19 protein-coding genes are annotated in these 20,297 nt (G+C 65.1%); 10 read left to right on the top strand and 9 right to left on the bottom strand.

The window, feature by feature from the left end; all coding sequences use genetic code 11:
• Window positions 1-26: 26 nt before the first annotated feature.
• A complete protein-coding gene (locus C6A77_RS05315) occupies window positions 27-338 on the top strand; it encodes a DUF962 domain-containing protein (protein ID WP_114168344.1) in 312 nt (103 codons plus the stop codon).
• 17 nt (window positions 339-355) lie between these two features.
• On the opposite strand, the gene C6A77_RS05310 is transcribed toward C6A77_RS05315, so the two are convergent.
• Window positions 356-1,153: a UDP-2,3-diacylglucosamine diphosphatase gene (locus C6A77_RS05310; RefSeq protein WP_114168343.1), complete on the bottom strand. Its 798-nt coding sequence runs from the start codon at window positions 1,151-1,153 to the stop codon at window positions 356-358.
• Between the two features lie 128 nt (window positions 1,154-1,281).
• Here C6A77_RS05310 and C6A77_RS05305 point away from each other — a divergent pair, with 128 nt between their 5' ends.
• Window positions 1,282-2,049 (top strand): AraC family transcriptional regulator, encoded by a 768-nt coding sequence (locus C6A77_RS05305; RefSeq protein WP_114168342.1) that lies wholly within the window; start codon window positions 1,282-1,284, stop codon window positions 2,047-2,049.
• 184 nt (window positions 2,050-2,233) lie between these two features.
• Window positions 2,234-3,124: a DMT family transporter gene (locus C6A77_RS05295; protein ID WP_114168341.1), complete on the top strand. Its 891-nt coding sequence runs from the start codon at window positions 2,234-2,236 to the stop codon at window positions 3,122-3,124.
• Here C6A77_RS05295 and C6A77_RS05290 read toward each other — a convergent pair whose 3' ends face one another.
• Window positions 3,125-3,406, bottom strand: coding sequence for a SelT/SelW/SelH family protein (locus tag C6A77_RS05290; protein WP_114168340.1), 282 nt, complete (start codon window positions 3,404-3,406; stop codon window positions 3,125-3,127). It lies immediately after the preceding gene.
• A gap of 67 nt (window positions 3,407-3,473) precedes the next feature.
• Here C6A77_RS05290 and C6A77_RS05285 point away from each other — a divergent pair, with 67 nt between their 5' ends.
• Window positions 3,474-5,660, top strand: a complete 2,187-nt coding sequence (locus C6A77_RS05285; protein ID WP_114168339.1) for a patatin-like phospholipase family protein — start codon at window positions 3,474-3,476, stop codon at window positions 5,658-5,660.
• Window positions 5,661-5,775: 115 nt separating this feature from the next.
• Here the strand turns inward: C6A77_RS05285 and C6A77_RS05280 are convergent, their stop codons facing one another.
• Window positions 5,776-6,213 (bottom strand): MarR family transcriptional regulator, encoded by a 438-nt coding sequence (locus C6A77_RS05280; protein ID WP_114168338.1) that lies wholly within the window; start codon window positions 6,211-6,213, stop codon window positions 5,776-5,778.
• A 150-nt stretch (window positions 6,214-6,363) separates the two neighbouring features.
• Entirely contained in the window at window positions 6,364-8,511 is a 2,148-nt protein-coding gene (gene recQ, locus C6A77_RS05275; protein ID WP_114168337.1) for a DNA helicase RecQ, read from the bottom strand.
• 245 nt (window positions 8,512-8,756) lie between these two features.
• Here recQ and C6A77_RS05265 point away from each other — a divergent pair, with 245 nt between their 5' ends.
• From C6A77_RS05265 to C6A77_RS05255, 3 genes are all read left to right on the top strand, one after another.
• The gene (locus C6A77_RS05265) at window positions 8,757-9,344 is read left to right on the top strand and encodes a YecA family protein (protein WP_025340148.1); all 588 of its coding nucleotides are present in this window, start codon (window positions 8,757-8,759) and stop codon (window positions 9,342-9,344) included.
• Window positions 9,345-9,351: 7 nt separating this feature from the next.
• Complete coding sequence (locus C6A77_RS05260) at window positions 9,352-9,717, top strand: YbaN family protein (protein ID WP_114168335.1); 366 nt, start codon at window positions 9,352-9,354, stop codon at window positions 9,715-9,717.
• A gap of 310 nt (window positions 9,718-10,027) precedes the next feature.
• A complete protein-coding gene (locus C6A77_RS05255; RefSeq protein ID WP_114168334.1) occupies window positions 10,028-11,386 on the top strand; it encodes a TolC family outer membrane protein in 1,359 nt (452 codons plus the stop codon).
• A 240-nt stretch (window positions 11,387-11,626) separates the two neighbouring features.
• Here the strand turns inward: C6A77_RS05255 and C6A77_RS05250 are convergent, their stop codons facing one another.
• From C6A77_RS05250 to C6A77_RS05240, 3 genes are all read right to left on the bottom strand, one after another.
• Window positions 11,627-12,226 carry a DTW domain-containing protein gene (locus C6A77_RS05250; protein ID WP_114168333.1) on the bottom strand — a complete coding sequence of 200 codons (600 nt, stop codon included), beginning with the start codon at window positions 12,224-12,226 and terminating at the stop codon, window positions 11,627-11,629.
• Between the two features lie 164 nt (window positions 12,227-12,390).
• Window positions 12,391-13,956: a PAS domain-containing methyl-accepting chemotaxis protein gene (locus C6A77_RS05245; RefSeq protein ID WP_114168332.1), complete on the bottom strand. Its 1,566-nt coding sequence runs from the start codon at window positions 13,954-13,956 to the stop codon at window positions 12,391-12,393.
• Between the two features lie 137 nt (window positions 13,957-14,093).
• A complete protein-coding gene (locus C6A77_RS05240; RefSeq protein ID WP_051099419.1) occupies window positions 14,094-14,987 on the bottom strand; it encodes a LysR family transcriptional regulator in 894 nt (297 codons plus the stop codon).
• A 224-nt stretch (window positions 14,988-15,211) separates the two neighbouring features.
• Between C6A77_RS05240 and speB the strand changes: the two genes are divergently transcribed.
• Window positions 15,212-16,162 carry an agmatinase gene (gene speB / locus C6A77_RS05235; RefSeq protein ID WP_114168331.1) on the top strand — a complete coding sequence of 317 codons (951 nt, stop codon included), beginning with the start codon at window positions 15,212-15,214 and terminating at the stop codon, window positions 16,160-16,162.
• Window positions 16,163-16,294: 132 nt separating this feature from the next.
• The gene (locus C6A77_RS05230; RefSeq protein ID WP_114168330.1) at window positions 16,295-17,674 is read left to right on the top strand and encodes a sodium:solute symporter; all 1,380 of its coding nucleotides are present in this window, start codon (window positions 16,295-16,297) and stop codon (window positions 17,672-17,674) included.
• 189 nt (window positions 17,675-17,863) lie between these two features.
• Here the strand turns inward: C6A77_RS05230 and C6A77_RS26080 are convergent, their stop codons facing one another.
• Both C6A77_RS26080 and C6A77_RS05220 read right to left on the bottom strand, forming a co-directional pair.
• Window positions 17,864-17,992 (bottom strand): PA1414 family protein, encoded by a 129-nt coding sequence (locus C6A77_RS26080; RefSeq protein ID WP_256676271.1) that lies wholly within the window; start codon window positions 17,990-17,992, stop codon window positions 17,864-17,866.
• Window positions 17,993-18,116: 124 nt separating this feature from the next.
• On the bottom strand, window positions 18,117-19,010 hold the full coding sequence (locus C6A77_RS05220) for a LysR family transcriptional regulator (protein WP_114168329.1): 894 nt from the start codon (window positions 19,008-19,010) through the stop codon (window positions 18,117-18,119).
• A 106-nt stretch (window positions 19,011-19,116) separates the two neighbouring features.
• Between C6A77_RS05220 and C6A77_RS05215 the strand changes: the two genes are divergently transcribed.
• Window positions 19,117-20,289: an MFS transporter gene (locus C6A77_RS05215; RefSeq protein ID WP_114168328.1), complete on the top strand. Its 1,173-nt coding sequence runs from the start codon at window positions 19,117-19,119 to the stop codon at window positions 20,287-20,289.
• The last annotated feature ends 8 nt before the right edge of the window (window positions 20,290-20,297 follow it).

Here is a 20,297-nt window from a genome sequence, read left to right as displayed (position 1 = left end):
AGAAGTATTAATCCCGGAGCACTGCCATGAACCGCACAGCGCCGTTTCGCAGTTTTGCCGAGTTCTATCCTTACTACCTGGGGGAGCACAGCAACCCCACCTGCCGCCGCCTGCACTTTGTCGGCACCAGCCTGGTGATTGCCCTGCTGGCCTACACCATTGGCAGTGGCAAATGGTTGCTGCTGCTGGCGGTGCCGCTGTTCGGTTACGGCTTTGCCTGGGTCGGGCATTTCTTTTTCGAGAAGAACCGGCCGGCGACCTTCAGCCACCCGCTGTACAGCCTGGCCGGGGATTTCGTGATGTTCCGCGACATCCTGCTGGGCCGGATCAGCCTCTAGTTCGCGGCGCTGACCGCTTACGCCGGCTCGCGGACCGCCGCCGCTGCCTGCGCCTCGGCCAGCCGGTACAGCTCGATCGTGCCATCCCAATGCTCGATCAGCGCGGTACACGACTCGACCCAATCCCCGCAGTTGAGGTACTCCACCTCGCCAACCCGGCGGATCTCGGCATGGTGGATATGCCCGCACACCACGCCCTGAAAACCACGCCGGGTACATTCATGGGCGATGGCATCTTCGAAATCGCTGATGAAGTTCACCGCGCCCTTGACCTTGTGCTTCAGGTAGGCCGACAGCGACCAGTAGCCATAACCGTAACGGGCACGCCAGTGGTTGAGCCAACGGTTGAGCACCAAGGTGAACTCGTAGGCGCGGTCACCGAGGAAGGCCAGCCAGCGGTGGTAACGGGTGATCACATCGAACTGGTCACCATGGATCACCAGCAGGCGGCGGCCATCGGCGGTCAGGTGCTCGGCCTCGTCGACCAGCTGGATGTTGCCGAGGATCAGCCGCGAGTAACGGCGCAGAAACTCGTCATGGTTGCCGGTGACGTAGATCACCTCGGTGCCGCGCTTGCTCATGGTCAGCAGGCGGCGGATCACGTTGGTGTGGGCTTGCGGCCAGTAGATCCCGCCGCGCAGCTTCCAGCCATCGATGATATCGCCCACCAGGTAGATGCGGTCGGCCTGGTAGCCCTTGAGAAACTGCGACAGGTGTTCGGCCTGGCAGTCGCGGGTGCCCAGGTGCACATCGGAAACCCACAAGGTACGCACGCGTTGCTTGCGCGAAGGGCGGGACAGTTCGGCATGGGTCATGGGCAGGCTCCGGCGCAGTTTGCTGGAGACTGGCAGGCGCGGATGACAGCGCGGTGGCAATACCGTTACGAGTGATGGGCAGCCGCGAATGAGGCACAATGCGCGTCTGCCTTGCGAGGACGCTACCCATGACCGCCGGCCCGATCCTCTCGCTACGCCATTACCGCGACAGCCTGATCGCCCACAGCCACGAACACCCGCAACTGGTGTTCGGCCTGCGCGGCCGCCTCGAGTTCGAGGTGCAGGGGCATGGCGCCGGCATCGATCGACACGGGCTGGTCGTGGTACCGGCGGGCGCCCATCACACCTGCGCCAGCGACGCTGGCAGCGATTGCCTGGTGCTGGATGTGCCCGGCGACCACTGGCTTGGCGAACAACTGGGCGAGCATGCCGACGCCAGCCGCCGTCTGCTTGACCGCGCCGCCGCCCTGGGCCTGGATGCACGCCAGCAGCAACTGGTGGACTGGCTGGCGGCCAGCCCCATGCATGACCCGCTGATTGCCCGCCAAGGCGCGGCGTTGCTGCTGGCCAGCCTCACCCCCACGGCAGCTGCCAGTGTCAGCGCCAGCCGGCGTCTGCCCTACGCGGCGTTCGATGCGCATATCGAGCAGCAGGCCGCCTACCCGCTGCAAGTGGCCGACCTGGCGCGTATCGCCGGGCTGTCCAGCGCCCGTCTGCATGCGCGCTTCACTGCCGAGTGCGGGATGACACCGATGGATTACATTCGCCAGCGGCGCTTGCTCAAGGCGCGCCGGCTGGTGCTGCAGACCTCGCTGCCGATGGGCGAGATTGCCGCGCAGGTGGGCTACAGCTCGCAGAGCGCGTTTTCGGCAGCGATGTTGCGGGCGTTCGGCTGTACGCCGCTGGCGTTGCGGCGCGAGTCTGCCGACAATTGACGCCAGTCTTGCGACAGAACGCGTTTGCCTGAGCCTATACACTTTGCCTGTGCCGGCCCTTTCGCGGGTAAACCCGCTCCCACAGGTACTGCACAGGCATCGAAAGCGGTGCAGTACCTGTGGGAGCGGGCATGCCCGCGAAGAGGCCGGCACAGCCAGTAGAGATCTTGAGCAAGGACTACCCATGAACCACCGCACCGCCCTCGGCGCCCTGCACATCGGCGCGCTGTTCTTCGGCCTCACCGGCGTCTTCGGCAAACTGGCCGCCAGCGCCAGCCCGGCGATCATCGTCTTCGGCCGCGCCGCCTTCGCCGTGCTCGCCCTGGCCCTGTTCGCCAGCCTGGCCGGCCCGGGCTGGCAGCGCCTGAGCGGCCAGGATGCGCGCCGCCTGTTGCTCGGCGGTATGCTGCTGGCCGGCCACTGGGTCAGCTTCTTCATTGCGGTGAAGGTCGGCGGCGTGGCCATCGCCACCCTCGGCTTCGCCAGTTTCCCGGCCTTTACCGTGATCCTCGAAGGCCTGCTGTTCCGCGAACGTATCCGCCGCAACGAGGCCGTGCTGGTGCTGCTGGTCAGCCTCGGCCTGGTACTGGTCACGCCGGCATTCGACCTGGCCAGCGAAGCCACCGGCGGCCTGCTCTGGGCCTTGCTGTCCGGGCTGCTGTTCTCGTTGCTGTCACTCACCAACCGCGCCGGCTCCGGCCGCCTGCCTGCAGTGCAGGCGGCGCTGTGGCAGAACCTGGTGGTAGGCCTGTGCCTGCTGCCGTTCGCCGCACCGGGCCTGGCCGCGGTCGCCGCCATGGACTGGCTGTGGATCGCCCTGCTCGGCATCTTCTGCACCGGCGTGGCGCACAGCCTGTTCGTCGCCAGCCTGGCGGTGATCAAGGCGCGCACGGCGGCCGTGGTGTTCGGCATGGAGCCGGTCTACGGCATTGCCGTGGCCTGGGTGGTGTTCGCCGAAACCCCGACCCTGCGCATGCTGCTGGGCGGTGCGCTGATCATCTTCGCCATCGTGCTGTCCAGCCGCCTGGCCGCCGAGCAACCGCCCAGGCAGCGGCCACTGGCCGAGGGCGCCTGATCAGCGGTCGTTGTGACCCAGGTCTCGCTGCGGGTCGATCTGGTCGCGCACGCGTTGCTTCAACACCTTGGCTTCGGGGAAGCCACCGTCGGCCTTGCGCTCCCAGACCTGCACGCCATCGCAGGTAATGCGGAACACCCCACCGGTGCCAGGCTCCAGGGCCACCCGGCCAAGGTCGTCGGCGAAGGTGCTGAGCAGTTCCTGGGCCAGCCAGGCGGCACGCAGCAGCCATTGGCACTGAGTGCAATACGTGATGACGATTTCCGGCTTGCTGTCGGCCATGGTGAAGCATCTCCAGGTGAGGGGCCGCTTATACTAGCGGTCTTTAGCCCACGGTTTGAGACTCACGATGCGCCGTTTGCTGTTCTGTTTCCTGCTCGCCTTCACTGCACTTACGGCGATTGCCGCCGAAGCGCCCCGGCCCAAGGTCGGCCTGGTGCTGTCTGGCGGCGCAGCCCGTGGCCTGGCCCACATCGGTGTGCTCAAGGCGCTGGAGCAACAGGGCGTACGCATCGATGCCATTGCCGGCACCAGCATGGGCGCGGTGGTCGGCGGCCTGTACGCCTCGGGTTATAGCGTCGAAGAGCTGGAAAAGCTGGCCACCACCCTCGACTGGCAACAGGCGCTGTCGGATGCCCCGCCACGCAAGGATGTGCCGTTCCGGCGCAAGCAGGACGACCGGGATTTTCTGGTCAAGCAAAAGCTCAGCTTTCGTGACGACGGCAGCCTGGGCCTGCCGCTGGGGGTGATCCAGGGGCAGAACCTGGCGTTGCTGCTGGAAAGCAAGCTGGCGCATACCGCCGATACCCGTGACTTCGACAAGCTGCCGATTCCCTTCCGCGCAGTGGCCACCGACATCGCCAGCGGTGAAAAGGTGGTGTTCCGCCGTGGCCACCTGCCCCAGGTGATCCGCGCCAGCATGTCGATCCCGGCGGTGTTCGCCCCGGTCGAACTGGACGGCCGGCTGCTGGTGGACGGCGGCATGGTCGATAACATCCCGCTCGACGTCGCCCGTGAAATGGGCGTGGACCTGGCCATCGTGGTCGACATCGGCACGCCGCTGCGCGACCGCAAGCAGCTGGCCACGGTGGTCGATGTGCTCAACCAGTCGATCACCCTGATGACCCGGCGCAATTCCGAAGAACAGTTGGCCAGCCTGCACCGCGACGATATCCTGATCCAGCCGCCGCTGAGCGCCTTCGGCGTGACCGATTTCGGCCGCGCCGAGGCAATGATCGACGCCGGTTACCGCGCCACCCGCCTGCTCGACCCGCGCCTGGCCGCCCTGCGCCGCCCCGAAGGCGACAGCAGCCTGGCGGTGGCCCGCTCGCCGCGCCAGCGCACGCCGACGATCACCGCGATCCGCATCGAGAACGATTCCAAAGTCAGCGACGAGGTCATCCGTTCGTACATCCGCCAGCCGATCGGTGCACCGCTGGAGCTCGGCCGCCTGCAGACCGACATGGGCACGCTGTATGGCCTGGATTACTTCGACCGCGTGCAGTACCGCGTGGTGCACAAGGGCGACGACAATACCCTGGTGATCAACGCCCGGGGCCGACGCGGCGGTACCGACTACCTGCGCCTGGGCCTGAACCTGTCGGACGACCTGCGCGGCGACAGTGCCTTCAACCTGGGCGCCAGCTACCGGGTCAACGGCATCAACAGCCTGGGCGCCGAATGGCTGACCCGTGGCCAGATCGGCGACCAGCAAGAGCTGTACAGCGAGTTCTATCAGCCGCTGGATGTCGGCTCGCGCTATTTCATCGCGCCCTACCTGGACTTCGGCTCGCAGAACATCGAAGCGACCCTGGACAACGACCCGGTCGCCGAATACCGCCTTCAGCGTTACGGCTTCGGCCTGAACGTCGGCCGGCAGATCGGCACCAATGGCGAAGTGCGCCTGGGTGTAGGCAAGGCCTGGGGCGAAGCCGAGGTGCGCATCGGCGACCAGGACCTGCCCAAGGTCAGTTTCAACGAAGGCTTCTATGAGCTGAAATACTCGTTCGACACCCTCGACAACGTGTACTTCCCGCACCGTGGCGAGGATATCGGCCTGACCTTGCGCAAGTACGACCCGTCGCTGGACTCTGACCAGGATTACCGGCAGTGGCTGTTCAACCTGGACAAGGCGCTCAGCAGCGGGCCGAACACCTTCGTGCTGGGCGGGCGCTACGGGCGCACGCTGGACGCAACCGAAGTGGTCACCTCGAGCTTCGTGCTGGGCGGGGCGCGGGAGCTGTCAGGCTTCCGCCAGGACTCGGTGTCGGGGCAGAACCTGAGCCTGCTGCGTGTGGTCTACTACCGCCGCCTGACGCCACGGGCCTACGTGCCGCTGGACTTCCCGCTGTACATCGGCGGCTCGCTGGAGCGCGGGCGGGCGTGGAACAACGACAACGAATTTGACAGTGGTTACATCAATGCGGCTAGCATCTTCCTGGGGCTGGAGACGCCGTTGGGGCCGTTGAATTTCAGCTATGGCGCCAACAGTGCGCATGAGCAGGCGGTGTACCTGAACCTGGGGCATACGTTCTGAACGGGCGGGGCCGCCGTGCGGCCCTTCGCGGGCATGCCCGCTCCCACAGAGAAACGCGATACACCTGTGGGAGCGGGCATGCCCGCGAAGGGCTGCAAAGCAGCCCCGGTGGCCCTCAGGATTTCTCCAGGTTGGCCAGAATCTTCGCATGCACGCGCATGCACACCTGCAGCTCCGCTTCATCCACGCCAGTGAACAGCTCGACCCGCAGCTGATTGGCAATGGTCTCGATCTGGTCGATCAGCGGCTTGGCCGGCGGGCACAGCACGATCTTCTTCGCCCGCCGGTCCTCCAGCACTGCCTGCCGGCGCACCAGCCCCTGCCCTTCCAGGCTGTCGAGCAGGCGCGCCAGGGTCGGGCCTTCCACGCCCACGCTCTGCGCCAGTTCACGCTGGGTCGGGGCTTCTTCGAAACGCGCCAGGTGCAGCAGCACCAGCCAGCGCGCCTGGGACAGGTTGAGGCCGGCCAGGCGGCGGTCCAGCTCGGCGCGCCACCCCCGGGACATCTGGGCCAGCTGCATGCCGAAGCGGTGTTGGTTGTCGGTCAGGGGCATAAGTGACTCATTGAACAGATCTAATTATTAGGCAGCTAACCATGGCCGCTCCCGCGAGGCAAGGCTTGCGCCTGCGGGAAGGATCGATAATCGGCAAAAAACATGACCAGGGTCAGCCGTTGGCAATTCTGCCGTGGACCCGGCCGCCGGTCACAGCTCGAACTCGGCCGCCAGCGCCGCACGCACGCAATACAGCACACCTTCCGGCACCCGCCCGGCGAACTGCGGGGCAATCGCCGACACCGGTGGCAGCTCGCCCTCACCATCGAGGAAGGCGTCCTGCACCTCCATCAACAGGTCTTCCGGCAAGTCCAGGGCCTGCTCCAGGCTCAGTTCCTGACGGCACAGCGCCTCGGCCAGCAGGCTGTAGACGTTCTTCTCGCTGCAGTTGAGCTGCCCGGCGATCTGCGCCGGGGTCATGCCGGCACGCGCCAGGCTGACCAGTTCGTGGCGCAGGTCGAGCACCACTTTCGGCGCCTCGTCGCTGCCGCCGCTGCTGTTCAGCACCTCGAGGAAGGCCTGGCCGTAACGCTCCAGCTTGCGCGCACCGACGCCGCTGACCTGGGCCATGTCGCTGAGGCTGGCCGGCTGGCTGCGCAGCATCTCCAGCAGGGTGGAGTCGGGGAAAATGACATAGGGCGGCACGCTGTGCTCCTCGGCCAGCTTGCGCCGCAGGGTGCGCAGCGCTTCCCACAGTTCGCGCTCTTCGGCCCGCACCAGCTGGCTGGCCGGGCTGCCGCCGCTGGACGACGAGGCCTTGGCGCTGGTCTGCGGCTTGAGGTCGCGGCGCAGTTGCAGGGTCACCTCGCCACGCAGCAGCGGCCGGCAACTGTCGGACAAGCGCAGGCCGCCATAGCCTTCCAGGTCGATGTCGACCAGGCCGCGCGCCACCAGCTGGCGGAACAGCGAACGCCACTCGAACTCGGCCAGGCCCTTGCCGACGCCGAACACCGAAAGCTTCTCGTGGCCGAAATTGCGCACCTTTTCGGTGTCCTTGCCCAGCAGCACATCGACCAGATGGCCGACGCCATAGCGCTGGCCGGTGCGGAACACCGCCGACAGCGCCTGACGGGCCGGCTCGGTGGCGTCCCAGGTCTGCACCTGGTCGACGCAGTTGTCACAGTGCCCGCACGGCTGTTCGAGGGTTTCATCGAAGTAGGCCAGCAGCGATTGCCGGCGGCAGCGGGTTTCTTCGCACAGCGCCAGCATGGCGTCGAGCTTGTGCTGTTCGATGCGTTTGTGCCGCTCGTCACCTTCGGAGTTCTGCAGCATCTGCTTGAGCATCACCATGTCCTGCAGGCCGTAGGCCATCCAGGCATCGGACGGCAGCCCGTCACGGCCGGCACGGCCGGTCTCCTGGTAGTACGCCTCGAGCGACTTGGGCAGGTCGAGGTGCGCGACGAAGCGCACGTTGGGCTTGTCGATGCCCATGCCGAAAGCGATGGTGGCGACCATGATCAGCCCTTCCTCGTTGAGGAAGCGGTGCTGGTTGGCCGCGCGCGTCTCGGCTGCCAGGCCGGCGTGATAGGGCAGCGCCGGAAAGCCCTGGTCGCAAAGGAAAGCGGCGGTTTCATCGACCTTCTTGCGCGACAGGCAGTAGACGATACCGGCGTTGCCGCGGCGCTCGCCGAGGAAGGCCATCAACTGCTTGCGCGGCGCCTCCTTGGGTACGATGCGGTAGAAGATGTTGGGCCGGTCGAAGCTCGACAGGAAGCGCTCGGCGCCTTGCAGGTGCAGGCGCTGGACGATCTCTTCACGGGTGCGCATGTCGGCGGTGGCGGTCAGCGCGATGCGCGGCACATGCGGGAACAGCTCGGCCAGCTGCCCCAGCTGCAGGTATTCGGGGCGGAAATCGTGGCCCCATTGCGACACGCAGTGGGCCTCGTCGATGGCGAACAGCGAGATATCCAGGTCGCGCAGGAAGTCGAGCATGCGCGGCTGTACCAGGCGTTCCGGCGCCAGGTACAGCATCTTCACTTCGCCGCGGCGCAGGCGCCCGGCCAGGTCACGCTGCTGCTCCGCGGTCAGCGTCGAGTTCAACGCCGCGGCCGCCACCCCCAGTTCATCGAGCGTGGCAACCTGGTCGTCCATCAGCGCGATCAACGGCGAAACCACCACCGTCAGCCCCGGGCGCAACAACCCCGGCACCTGGAAACACAACGACTTGCCGCCGCCGGTGGGCATCAGCACCAGGGCATCGCCGCCATTGGCCACGCAGTCGATGATCGCTGCCTGGCGCCCGCGGAAACTGTCGTAGCCGAAGACGTCCTTGAGAACGCGCTGAGCCTGTTCGAGCATGTGCAACTCCACAAATCGCCGTACCATCCTGGACACAGGCTGGACGAAAAACCCGCCCCGCACACGCCGAATGCGTAAGCGGTTTTTGCCAGGCAGCCGGCAAACCCTGCCCCTGGATGAAAATCGCGGAGTATACCGCAGCACCGCGCCGCGCAGGGCACCACGGCGATAGACGTTCCCTTTGCCCCGCCAGCGCTGCAAGGTGCTAGAATTCGTTATCGTTTATTCCCCAAGGTAGCCCTGTAATGTCCTTCGCCGAGCAACTGACCCGCCTGCAAGCCTTCCTCGACGCCGACGAGCTGCACGAAGAAGCGCTGGACTACGTCGCCGCCCACGGCTACCTCACCGCCCTGTCGATCAATGCCGAGGAGGTGCCCGAGCGCGAGTGGATCGACGCCCTGTTCGCTGAAGAGCCGCATTACGCCAGCGATGCCCAGCGCACCGAGATCGAAGCCACCCTGGTTGCGCTGAAGGCGCACATCGCCCGCCAGCTGGCCAGCGATGACGAGTTCGAGCTGCCATGCGACCTCGACCTGACCGACGAGCCGGACGATTCCGACCTGCGCGGCTGGTGCATCGGCTTCATGGAAGGCGTGTTCCTGCGCGAAGAAGCCTGGTTCGAGAACGCCGAAGAAGAAGTCAGCGAAATGCTCTTGCCGATCATGGTCGGCTCGGGCCTGTTCGACGAGCAGCCGGAGTTCGCCGACATCGCCAGCAACGCCAACCTGCAGGACGACATGATCGTTCAGATCCCCGAGGCGCTGACTGCGCTGTTCCTGTTGCTGCATGCCCCTGACGAAAAACCGGCGCTGCTCAAGCCACGCCACCACTGAGTCGCCCGTGCGCTACCTGCTGCTGGCCTGCGGCTGGCTCAGCGTCGCGCTGGGGGTATTGGGGATTTTCCTGCCGGTACTGCCCACTACCCCTTTTCTGCTATTGGCGGCGGCCTGTTTTGCCCGCAGCTCGCCGCGCTTTCACCACTGGCTGGTCCATCACCCGAAGCTCGGGCCGTGGATCCGTGACTACCTCAGTGGTGAAGGCATCCCCCTCAAGGGCAAGCTCTACGCCATCGGCCTGATGTGGGCCAGCATCGGCCTGTCGTGTTATCTGGTGCCGCTGTTCTGGGCGCGCACATTCATGTTGAGCAGCGCTGTCCTGGTAAGCCTGTTCATTCTCAGCCGGAAAACCCTGCACAAGCCAAGGTGACAATATTTTGTCGCCAAATATCAATTTCGCCTAACTGATAGCGAACTTATCCAAAATCGTTCTGGAACCCGTCGAAAGCCTCGTATTTACTGGGTTTGATGGCAATTCGCGCGTCCGGATTTGTCGCCTCTCCGTCAAGGAGTTAGACAATATATGTCTTACATGGCAAATTGATATGAAGAAATCTTCTTATCTATCGCAATGAATGTACTTAGCTGTGTTGTTAAAAACCTGCAACACTATATGCGATAAGTTTATCGTCATTTTTTTGGCGAACAGCAGGATCAATCCAGGATCAGGGAGATGTACCATGCGCGTTTTGAACCCCATCACCAGTGCATTACTGTTGGCCCTGGCCAGTGCCAACGTACAGGCGATGTCGATCACCGAGGCTGTGCAAAGCGCCGTGGACTACCACCCGCAAGTCAGCTCCAACCGCAACAGCAAACTGTCGGCCGATGAAGATGTGAAGTTTGCGCGTGGTGGCTACTACCCTTCCGTGGACCTGGTCGCCGGCTATGGTCGTCAGCGTTCGGACAACGTCAACACCCGTGCCGAGGGTAACCATAACAAGGCAACCCTCAACTACACCCAGTCCGAGCTGCGCCTGCGGCAGATGATCTTCGACGGCTTCAACACCTCGAATGAAGTGGGCCGCACCGAAGCGGTTTCCACCTCCCGCGCCTATTACACCCAGGCGATCGCCCAGGATGTCGCGCTGCGTGCGGTCGAGGTCTACCTCGAAGTGCTCAAGCGCCGTGAACTGGTGGCCCTGGCACGGAACAACCTGCAAGCCCACCTGCGGGTCAACGACCAGATCGGTCTGCGCAACGAGCGTGGCGTCGGCAGCACCGCCGACCTCGACCAGTCCCGCGCCCGTCGCGCCCTGGCGGAAAACAACCTGGACACCGCCGAAGTCGACCTGGCCGATGCCGAGGCCGCCTTCTTCAGCGTGATCGGCCGCATGCCCGACGAGCTGGAAGACCCGCAGTCGATCAAGGTGGAGATGCCGACCGATCTTGAACAGGCGCGTGAAGGCATGCGTCAGAACAACCCGTACATCAAGTCGGCCCAGGCTGATGTGAATGCCGCCGAGAAGCAGTACGAAGTGGCCAAGTCGACCTTCTACCCGCGCTTCGATGCCATTCTGGCCACCGGTGCCAACAACAACACCGGCGGCGAGAAAGGCCACAGCAACAACGACTGGCAAGCCGGCGTCGAGATGAACTACAACCTGTTCCGCGGCGGCAGCGACAAGGCGCGCCTGAACTCCGACGCGCACAAGGTCAACCAGGCCCTGGACATTCGCAACAACGCTTTGCGCGAACTGACCGAGAACCTGAGCCTGGCGTGGAACGCCATGAACAACGCCAGCAAGCAGCTACCGACGGCGCGTGAATACGCCGAGACCACCAAACGCGTACGCGCGGCCTACCAGGACCAGTTCGGCCTGGGCCAACGTACGCTGCTGGACGTGCTGGACAGTGAGAACGAGCTGTACAACGCCGACCGCCGCTACACCGAGGTGCGCTACACCGAGGAGTTCTCGCGCTACCGCGTGCTGGCGACCATGGGTGAGCTGCTGAGCAAGCAGCGCATTTCGCTGCCGCCGGAGGCGCTGGCGACTACCGAAGTCCGCAGCGAGGCGCATTTGCCTGATATGCGTTGATCCGGGCTCAAGATGGTTGGGGCCGCTTTGCGGCCCTTTCGCGACACAAGGCCGCTCCCACAGGTACCGCGCAAGCCCGGGGCTGCACCGTTCCCTGTGGGAGCGGGCAAGCCCGCGAAGCAGACGACGCGGAGGATGGCACCGGCTGTGCCGGTGTTCGCGGCTAAAGCCGCTCCCACAGGTACCGCGCAAGCCCGGGGTTGCACCGTCCCCTGTGGGCTGCAAGGCAGCCTCCAGCCTTCACTCGGTCTCGTGATTACGCTGAAACGTCTCCAGGCCCATGGCCCTGATCTGCCCCTCGATCAACGCTTCGAACGGCGCCAGCAGCGCATCGAAGCGCGCTGGTTGCTCCAGCGCATTCAATGCCCCCACCACCGCCTCGATGGTCGACAACGCCCCCGCCTCGGGCGCCTTGCGCAAGCGATAGCGCGAGGCTGCCACTTGCCCCAGCGTCACGCGCGGCAACGCCTCCAGCAGCGGGTTCAGATACAGCAGCTTGCGCGCCTTGCGCCAGGTGCCGTCGGGCACGATCAGCAGCCAAGGTGCGGCGCCCGCCTCGCCATAGCCCGCCAGCACCTGGGCATCCTCGCCCGGGAACAACAGCGCAGGCCGGTAGCCAGGTGTGGCCAGTAGCTGCTCCAGGTCGTCGAACACCTCACCCACGCGCAACTCGGCGTTGTTCAGGCCAAGGGCAGCCAGGCGCGCGGTGTTCAGCGCGTGGCCGGTTTCACTGGGGTGCTGCAGCAGGATCACGCGGGTGCGGCTGTCCAGCGCGGGAATCAACGGGCATAGGCAATGGTCGAGCGGGCGCTGGCAGCGCTCGCAGCGGGGTCTGGGCATGAGGTTCTCCTTGGCGGGAACAGTTTGCCACAAACCCGCGGCCCGCTTTGCGGGCCTTTCGCCGGCAAGCCAGCCCCCACAGGGTCACCACAGGCCTGAACCTCGTGCAATACCTGTGGGAGCTGGCTTGCCGGCGAAAGGGCTGCACAGCAGCCCCGGCGATTTCAGCGGTTGAAACGCTCCGCCAGGCTATGCAGGTACTCTGCCATACGCTCCAGGTCCTGGCTGATTTCCGCGCCCTGCCTGGCCTGCCCGGCGCTCTGGTCGCACAGCTGGGCAATCCTCACGATCTGCTGGTTGATGTCCTCGGCCACATGGCTCTGCTGCTCCGATGCAGTCGCCATCTGCTGGCTCATGCCGGTGATGCGGCTGACCGCCTGGGCGATCCCGCCCAATGCCGCCTGCACTGCCTCGACACTGTGCACGCTGTCCCGCGAAATCTGTTCGCCACGGCTGGCGCTGCTCACCGCGCGCTCGGCCCCGGCACGCAACGAAGCGATGATGTGGTGGATCTCCTCGGTCGAGGCACGGGTACGCTGGGCCAGCGAACGCACCTCGTCCGCCACCACGGCAAAGCCGCGCCCCTGCTCGCCGGCGCGCGCCGCCTCGATGGCCGCGTTCAGCGCCAGCAGGTTGGTCTGTTCGGCGATCGAGGTAATCACATCGACCACGCTGCCGATCGACTGGGTCTGCTCGGCCAGGGCATTGACCGCCAGGCCGATGTCGTTGACCGCATCGCTCATGCTGCCCATGGCTTTCAGGCTCTGCAACGCCAACTCGCTGCCCTGCTGAGCCAGCTGGTCGGCATCGCCCGCCGCGTGCGCCGTACTCTGCACGTTATGGGTCACCTGCTGGATGGTCGCCGCCATCTGCGCAATGGCGGTGGCCGACTGGTCGGTCTCGCTCCGCTGGCGGTCGAGCATCTGTGCCTGGGCATCGGACAGGTCGGATGACTGCGCCGCCCGCGACTTGACCCCGACACCGGCATCCACCAGGCGGGTCAGCGCCGTTTGCAGGCGCGCTTCCTCACTGATGATGGCCAGGTCGAGTTGGCCCTGCAGGCCCGGGTTATCGCTGTAGGTCAACGCCACCAGCGGGCTGGTAAAGGCCTTGGGATGCTCGGCCAGCGTACGCCGGATGATCTGGTTCTGCCGGTGCTCGATCAGGTACCAGGCCAGCAACAGGCTGGCCATCAGCAGCCCGAGCGCGGCATAAGGCGGCAGCCACAGGTAGCCCGCCGCCGACAGCAGGCCGGCACCGATCAATGGCCAGCCGTGGCCCAGGCCACGCCCCAGCCGGGCCGCCCACGGCACCGGCGCACGGCCGGCGCGCAAACGTGCATACAACGCCTCGGCGCGGCGAATCTGCTCGCGCGTGGGCACCGAGCGCACCGACTCGTAGCCGCTGATGCGGCCCTGTTCGTAGATGGCCGTGACGTAGGCGCTGACCCAGTAGTAATCACCGTTCTTCGCCCGGTTCTTGACCACGCCCATCCACGGCTTGCCCTGCTTGATGGTGTCCCACATATGGCCGAACACCGCCGGCGGCATGTCCGGGTGACGCACCAGGTTGTGCGGCTGGCCGACCAGTTCGTCATAGGTGAAACCGCTGATCGCCACGAAAGCGTCGTTGCAGTAGGTGATGCGGCTGTTGAGGTCGGTGGTGGAAATCAGGCGTTGTTCGCTGGGGAAGGTTCTTTCGTGCTCGGTGACGGGCAAGTTCATGCGCATCTTGGGCGATCCTTGCAGGATAATTTAAGAAAAAATCATCAGCGCAAGTTGATATGTAGCAGAGCGCTATCAGTTTAGCGGCGTGCTTTTACAGGAATTTAGCGGTATCCCGACAAAATGTATCAACGCCGTGTTCATCAGCCGACGTTGAGCTGGCTTTTCAGCAGGTCGCGGAAGGTCTGGATCAACGGTTCGCGGCTGCGCCCGCGGCGAATGATCAACGAGAACGGCGCCTGGTAGCCGAAGGTCGACGGCGACAGTACGCGCAAGTCGCCCTTGTCGACCCAGGCCTGGGCATAGTGCTCGGGCAGGTAGCCGATGTACGCCCCGGACAGAATCAGGATCAACTGGGCCTCCATGCTCTCCACCGTCGCCGCGCTGTGCTTGAAGCCATGCCGGGCCAGCTCGGCCTGGCTCCAGTAGCCACGCCCGACCATGCGCTGCTGGGTCACCACTTGCTCGGGGATGCGCCGCTCGCCATACAGCGGGTGGCGGCTGCTGCAGTACAACCAGTGCTGCTCACGGTACAGCGGCTGATACAGCAGCCCGCTCATGCGCGAGGAAAACGCCCCGATGGCCAGGTCCAGGCGGTTGTCCTGCACGCCCAGCTGCAGCTCGTAAGGGCTGGACACCGACAGGTGCAGGTGCACCGCCGGGTGTTCCTGGCTGTAGGCGCCGATGGCTTCGGCCAGCGGCAAGGCCCGGTCACCGACGGTGGAGTCGATCACCCCGAGGTTCAGCGTGCCACGCAACTCCCCCTTCAGCGCAGCAGCGTACTGCTCGAAACCGTCCAGCTCGGCCAGCAGGCGCAGGGTCTCCTGGTGAAACAGCTCACCCTTGCTGGTCAGGCTGAAGCCGCCACGGCCGCGGTGGCACAGCACGATGCCCAGGGCGCCTTCCAGCTGGCTCATGTAGGTGCTGATCGCCGAGGTCGACAGGTTCAGCTCGCGCTGGGCGTTGGCAAAGCCCTGGTGGCGCACCACGCTGACGAAGATGCGCAGCAGTTTCAGGTCGGGCAAGGTCGAGGCCATGGGGCACGGTTCCGCAAGGGTATTGGCGCGCAGTCTAACCGCTCTGCCGGCCGTTAGTTCAGAAATTCCTGAACTAAGTATTTGCCGGTAGCGATTTGTCCCCGCCACTACCTTCAGCAGACTTGGCCGAAATGTCCCTGCCCGCCGGCAACAGCACACCTGCAAGGCGCGCGGCGGCACAGGTTCGAACAAACAGAACAATCGACCGACTGATGAGGCCCACCGTGGACAAGATCCTCCACCAACCACTGGGCGGCAACGAAATGCCGCGTTTCGGCGGCATCGCCACCATGCTCCGTCTCCCCCACCTGCAAACTGCCCAGGGCCTGGACGCCGCGTTCATCGGCGTGCCACTGGACATCGGCACCTCGCTGCGCTCCGGCACCCGCTTTGGCCCACGGCAGATCCGCGCCGAATCGGTGATGATCCGCCCGTACAACATGGCCACCGGCGCCGCACCGTTCGACTCGCTGTCGGTGGCCGACATCGGTGATGTGGCGATCAACACCTTCAACCTGCTGGACGCTGTGCGCATCATCGAAGAGGCCTATGACGAGGTCCTCGAGCACAACATCATCCCGCTGACCCTGGGTGGCGACCACACCATCACCCTGCCGATCCTGCGCGCCCTGCACAAGAAGCACGGCAAGATCGGCCTGGTGCACATCGATGCCCACGCCGACGTCAACGACCACATGTTCGGCGAGAAGATCGCCCACGGCACCACCTTCCGCCGCGCCGTGGAAGAAGGCCTGCTCGATTGCGACCGCGTGGTGCAGATCGGCCTGCGCGCCCAGGGCTACACCGCCGATGACTTCAACTGGAGCCGCCGCCAGGGCTTCCGCGTGGTCCAGGCCGAAGAGTGCTGGCACAAATCGCTGGCGCCACTGATGGCCGAAGTGCGGGAAAAGGTCGGTGGCGGCCCGGTGTACCTGTCGTTCGACATCGACGGCATCGACCCGGCCTGGGCGCCTGGCACCGGCACCCCGGAAATCGGCGGCTTGACCACCATCCAGGCGATGGAGATCATTCGCGGCTGCCACGGCCTGGACCTGATCGGCTGTGACCTCGTCGAAGTCTCCCCGCCTTACGACACCACCGGCAACACCTCGCTGCTCGGTGCCAACCTGTTGTTCGAGATGCTCTGCGTGCTGCCAGGCGTGGTGCGTCGCTAATACCGCTGGACCCCGGCAGGAGCCATATGGGAGGGCCACAGAGGCCCGCCAACACACGACATGACCGCCGGGCGCCGTGCAAACGCCCGGGCGGTCGATCTCGCCATAATAAAGATAATCGGGAGACCCCCAATGGCCTTGGACATCATTGTTGTAATGATCTATACCGCCGGCATGCTCGGGCTTGGCTGGTATGGCATGCGGCGCGCGAAAACCCATGAAGACTACCTGGTAGCCGGGCGCAACCTCGGCCCAGTGCTGTACATGGGCACCATGGCCACCACCGTGCTCGGTGGCGCGTCGACCGTCGGCACCGTGCGCCTGGGTTACGTTCACGGCATCTCCGGCTTCTGGCTGTGCGCAGCGCTGGGCCTGGGCATCATCGCGCTCAACCTGTTCCTGGCCAAACCCCTGCTGCGCCTGCGCATCTTCACCGTGACCCAGGTTCTGGAGCAGCGCTACAACCCGACCGCACGCCAGGCCAGCGCAGTGATCATGCTGGCTTATGCGTTGATGATCGGCGTGACCTCGACCCTCGCCATGGCCACCGTGCTGCAGGTGTTGCTGGACCTGCCGTTCTGGGCTTCGCTGCTGCTCGGCGGCGGTGTGGTGGTGCTGTACTCGACCATTGGCGGCATGTGGTCGCTGACCCTGACCGACATCGTCCAGTTCGTGATCAAGACCGTCGGCCTGATGTTCATCCTGCTGCCGGTGTGCCTGTACAAGGCCGGTGGCTGGGACACCCTGGTGGCCAAGCTGCCGGCGGCCAGCTTCCAGCTGACCACCATTGGCTGGGACACCATCATCACCTACTTCCTGATCTACTTCTTCGGCATTCTCATTGGCCAGGACATCTGGCAACGGGTGTTCACCGCTCGTGACGCCAAGGTCTGCCAGCGTGCCGGCACCACCGCCGGAGTGTATTGCGTGCTGTACGGCCTGGCCTGCGCCGCGATCGGCATGGCCGCGCATGTGCTGATGCCCGACCTGGCCAACCCGAACAATGCCTTTGCCGAGATGATCAAGACCACCTTGCCCGATGGCATTCGTGGCCTGCTGATGGCTGCGGCGCTGGCCGCCATGATGTCTACCGCCAGTGCCGGCCTGCTGGCGGCGTCGACCACCCTGACCGAGGACCTGCTGCCCAAGCTGCGCGGCGGCAAGCCGTCGAGCCTGGGCGTCAGCCGCCTGTTCACCCTGCTCACCGGCCTGGTGGTGCTGGGCATCGCCCTGGTGGTGAACGATGTGATCAACGCCCTGACCCTGGCCTACAACCTGCTGGTCGGCGGCATGCTGATCCCGCTGATCGGGGCGATCTTCTGGAAGCGCGCGACCACCGCCGGGGCCATCGCCAGCATGTCGCTGGGCTTTGCCACCGCCCTGCTGTTCATGTTCAAGGATGGGCTGGAGGCCAATACACCGATCTACTACAGCCTGGTGGTCGGGCTGGTGAGCTTTGTCGTGGTCAGCCTGGTGTCGCGCAAGCCGGCGGCGGCGGTGAAGCTGGCCTGACAGGGCTCGGCTAACCGTACCGGCCTCTTCGCGGGCTTGCCCGCTCCCACAGGTACTGCACCGCTCTCAGGCTGTGCGCGATCCCTGTGGGAGCGGGCAAGCCCGCGAAGAGGCCGGCACAGGCAACAGATTTTCATCGAACACAAAAAGGCCGCTGTACCCACCCAGGTGCAGCGGCCTTTTTGTGTATCAGCGACGACGCGGTTGGCGTTTGCGCTGCTCTTCATCAGTCGGAATCGGTACCGGCTGCAAGGGTGGTGGAATCAGCCCCAAGGCGACAGCCAGGTCGTGGAGCCAGTTGGACAGTGGTCTATTCATAATGCCCCCTTGACGGGTCAGCCTCGCGGTCATTCAATCCTGCGATGTTTCATACAGATCATAGCTCCATGCTCTGTATTACGCATGCCTCTATTCCTACAGATACGGGCCATTTTGATACGGATCAAGCCGTAACGGCGCATTCCGACGACTGGTTAATCGTTTCGCTTTGTTGCAAATCGATCCAGGCCTGCAAATTCGCCCCGCGCATGCCCTGGCGCCACATCAACCAGGTCACCGCCTGATCGAACGGTGCTTGCAGCGGGTGCACCCGTACCCGGTCACGCCCAGGCAGGCTGTCGAGCATCGAGCGGGCCATCAGGGCCACGCCTGCCCCGGCGATCACGCAGGCCAGCATGCTCTGGTACGACTCGATCTCCATCACCCGGCCCATGGGCGTATGGGCATGGGCATACCAGGCCTCCAGGCGCATGCGGTACGAGCAGCCCTGGCGGAAGGTGAACACAGCCTTGCCCGCCACATCCCGGGCAGTGTGCACCGCCGGGTGCTCGGGGCTGGTGATCAGCACCAGCTGTTCGTCGCATAGCGGCACGCCATCCAGCCCGGCCAGGTTCAACGGGCCGTCCACCAACGCTGCGTCCAGGCTGTGGTTGAGCAGCCCCTCCAGCAACTCGCCACTGGGCGCAGCGCGCACCTGCAGGTTCACCGCCGGGTAGGCCTGGTGGTAACGCGCCAGCAGCGCCGGCAGATGGGTCGCCGCCGTGCTGTACATGGTCCCCAGCACAAAATCCCCGGCCGGCTGGCCGCCGCGCACGGCTGCCAGCGCCTCGTCGCGCAAGGCTGAAAGGCGGTTGGCGTAGTCCAGCAACACCTTGCCCGCCGGCGACAGCTGCAAGCGCTGGCGCTCGCGCAGGAACAACTCGATACCCAGTTGCTGTTCAAGCTGGCGCAGGCGCGTCGACAGGTTCGACGGCACCCGGTGCAGGCGCTCGGCAGCGCGGGTGACCGACCCCTCCTCGGCGACGGCCTGGAAGATACGCAGTTGGCTGAACTCCACGACATTCTCCAAAACAGAACAACTTGCTCATCATTATTCAATTTTATTGAAAAAGAAACCGCCCTAACCTGCCAGCCATCGCTTACCTCGGCACAGGAGACCTGCCATGTCGCCACTCACTCAACTGCTGGCCAGCGCCGTGGCGCTGATGATGGCCATGGGCATCGGCCGTTTCGCCCTCACCCCGCAACTGCCGCAACTGATCGCCGAAGGCCAGTTCGACCTGACGGTGGCCGGGCTGGTCGCAGCGGCCAATTACCTGGGGTACTTCATCGGTGCGGTCGATGCCATGTTCGCCCGCTCGCCCGGCCAGGTGCGTTTGCGCCTGCATGGCGGGCTGTGGCTGTGCGTGCTGCTGACCTTGGCCTCGTGGGCCGCCGACGGCTTCTGGGGCCATCTGCTGTTGCGCTTCGGCACCGGCGTGGCCAGCGCCTGGGTGCTGGTGACGATCACCAGCCTCAGCCAGCAGGTGGCAAATGCCCATCACCACCCGCGCCTGGGCGCCCTGGTATTCGCCGGGCCCGGCCTGGGCATTGCGCTGACGGGCTTGCTGGCGCTGGTGGCGCATGTGGGCGGGCTGGGTTCGGCCGCACTGTGGCTGATCTATGCCGTAGCCGCGCTGGTAATGCTGCTGGCGCTCAGGCCTTGGCTACCGCGGGCACTGCAAGCGGCACCGGCGCCCTCCGTTGCCCGTCAGGGCCCGATTGGCAGCGTCGGCGTAGGCCGCCTGGGGCTGGTCTATGCGTTGTACGGTATCGGTTACATCCTGCCGGCCACCTTCCTGGCGCAGATGGCCAACCAGCAGTTCCGGGGCCAATGGCTGGCCGACCTGTTCTGGCCGGCGTTTGGCCTGGCGGCGGCGCTCGGGGTGCTACTGGTGAGTCTGCGACGCGGCGGCCGTACATCGACCTGGCTGACCGCCACCTTGTGGTTGCAGGGGTTGGGTGTGCTGGCCTGCCTGATGGGTGGCGGTGCGGGGTTGGCGTTGGGCGTGGTGCTGTGTGGCGGGCCGTTCCTGGCCTGCATGCAGTTGGTGATGCAACGTTCACGCGAACTGGCGCCGCACGCCACGCAGCGCAATGCCGGGTTACTGACTGCGTGCTTTGCCCTGGGGCAGTTGAGCGGGCCGTTGCTGGCAGCGGTCAGCAGCCATTACAGCGGTGGGTTGCAGCCGGCCTTGATGCTGGCGGCGGGCGGGTTGCTGGTGGCTGGGGGGTTGGTGCTGTTTGCGAGCGCTGCACAGCAGGGCAGCGCCTGTCAGGCCAAGGCTGCATCCTGAATGGTGGT

It is taken from the genome of Pseudomonas sp. AFG_SD02_1510_Pfu_092 (assembly GCF_003331055.1).
Classification (GTDB): domain Bacteria; phylum Pseudomonadota; class Gammaproteobacteria; order Pseudomonadales; family Pseudomonadaceae; genus Aquipseudomonas.
This window is presented reverse-complemented; position numbering and strand designations above follow the sequence as displayed.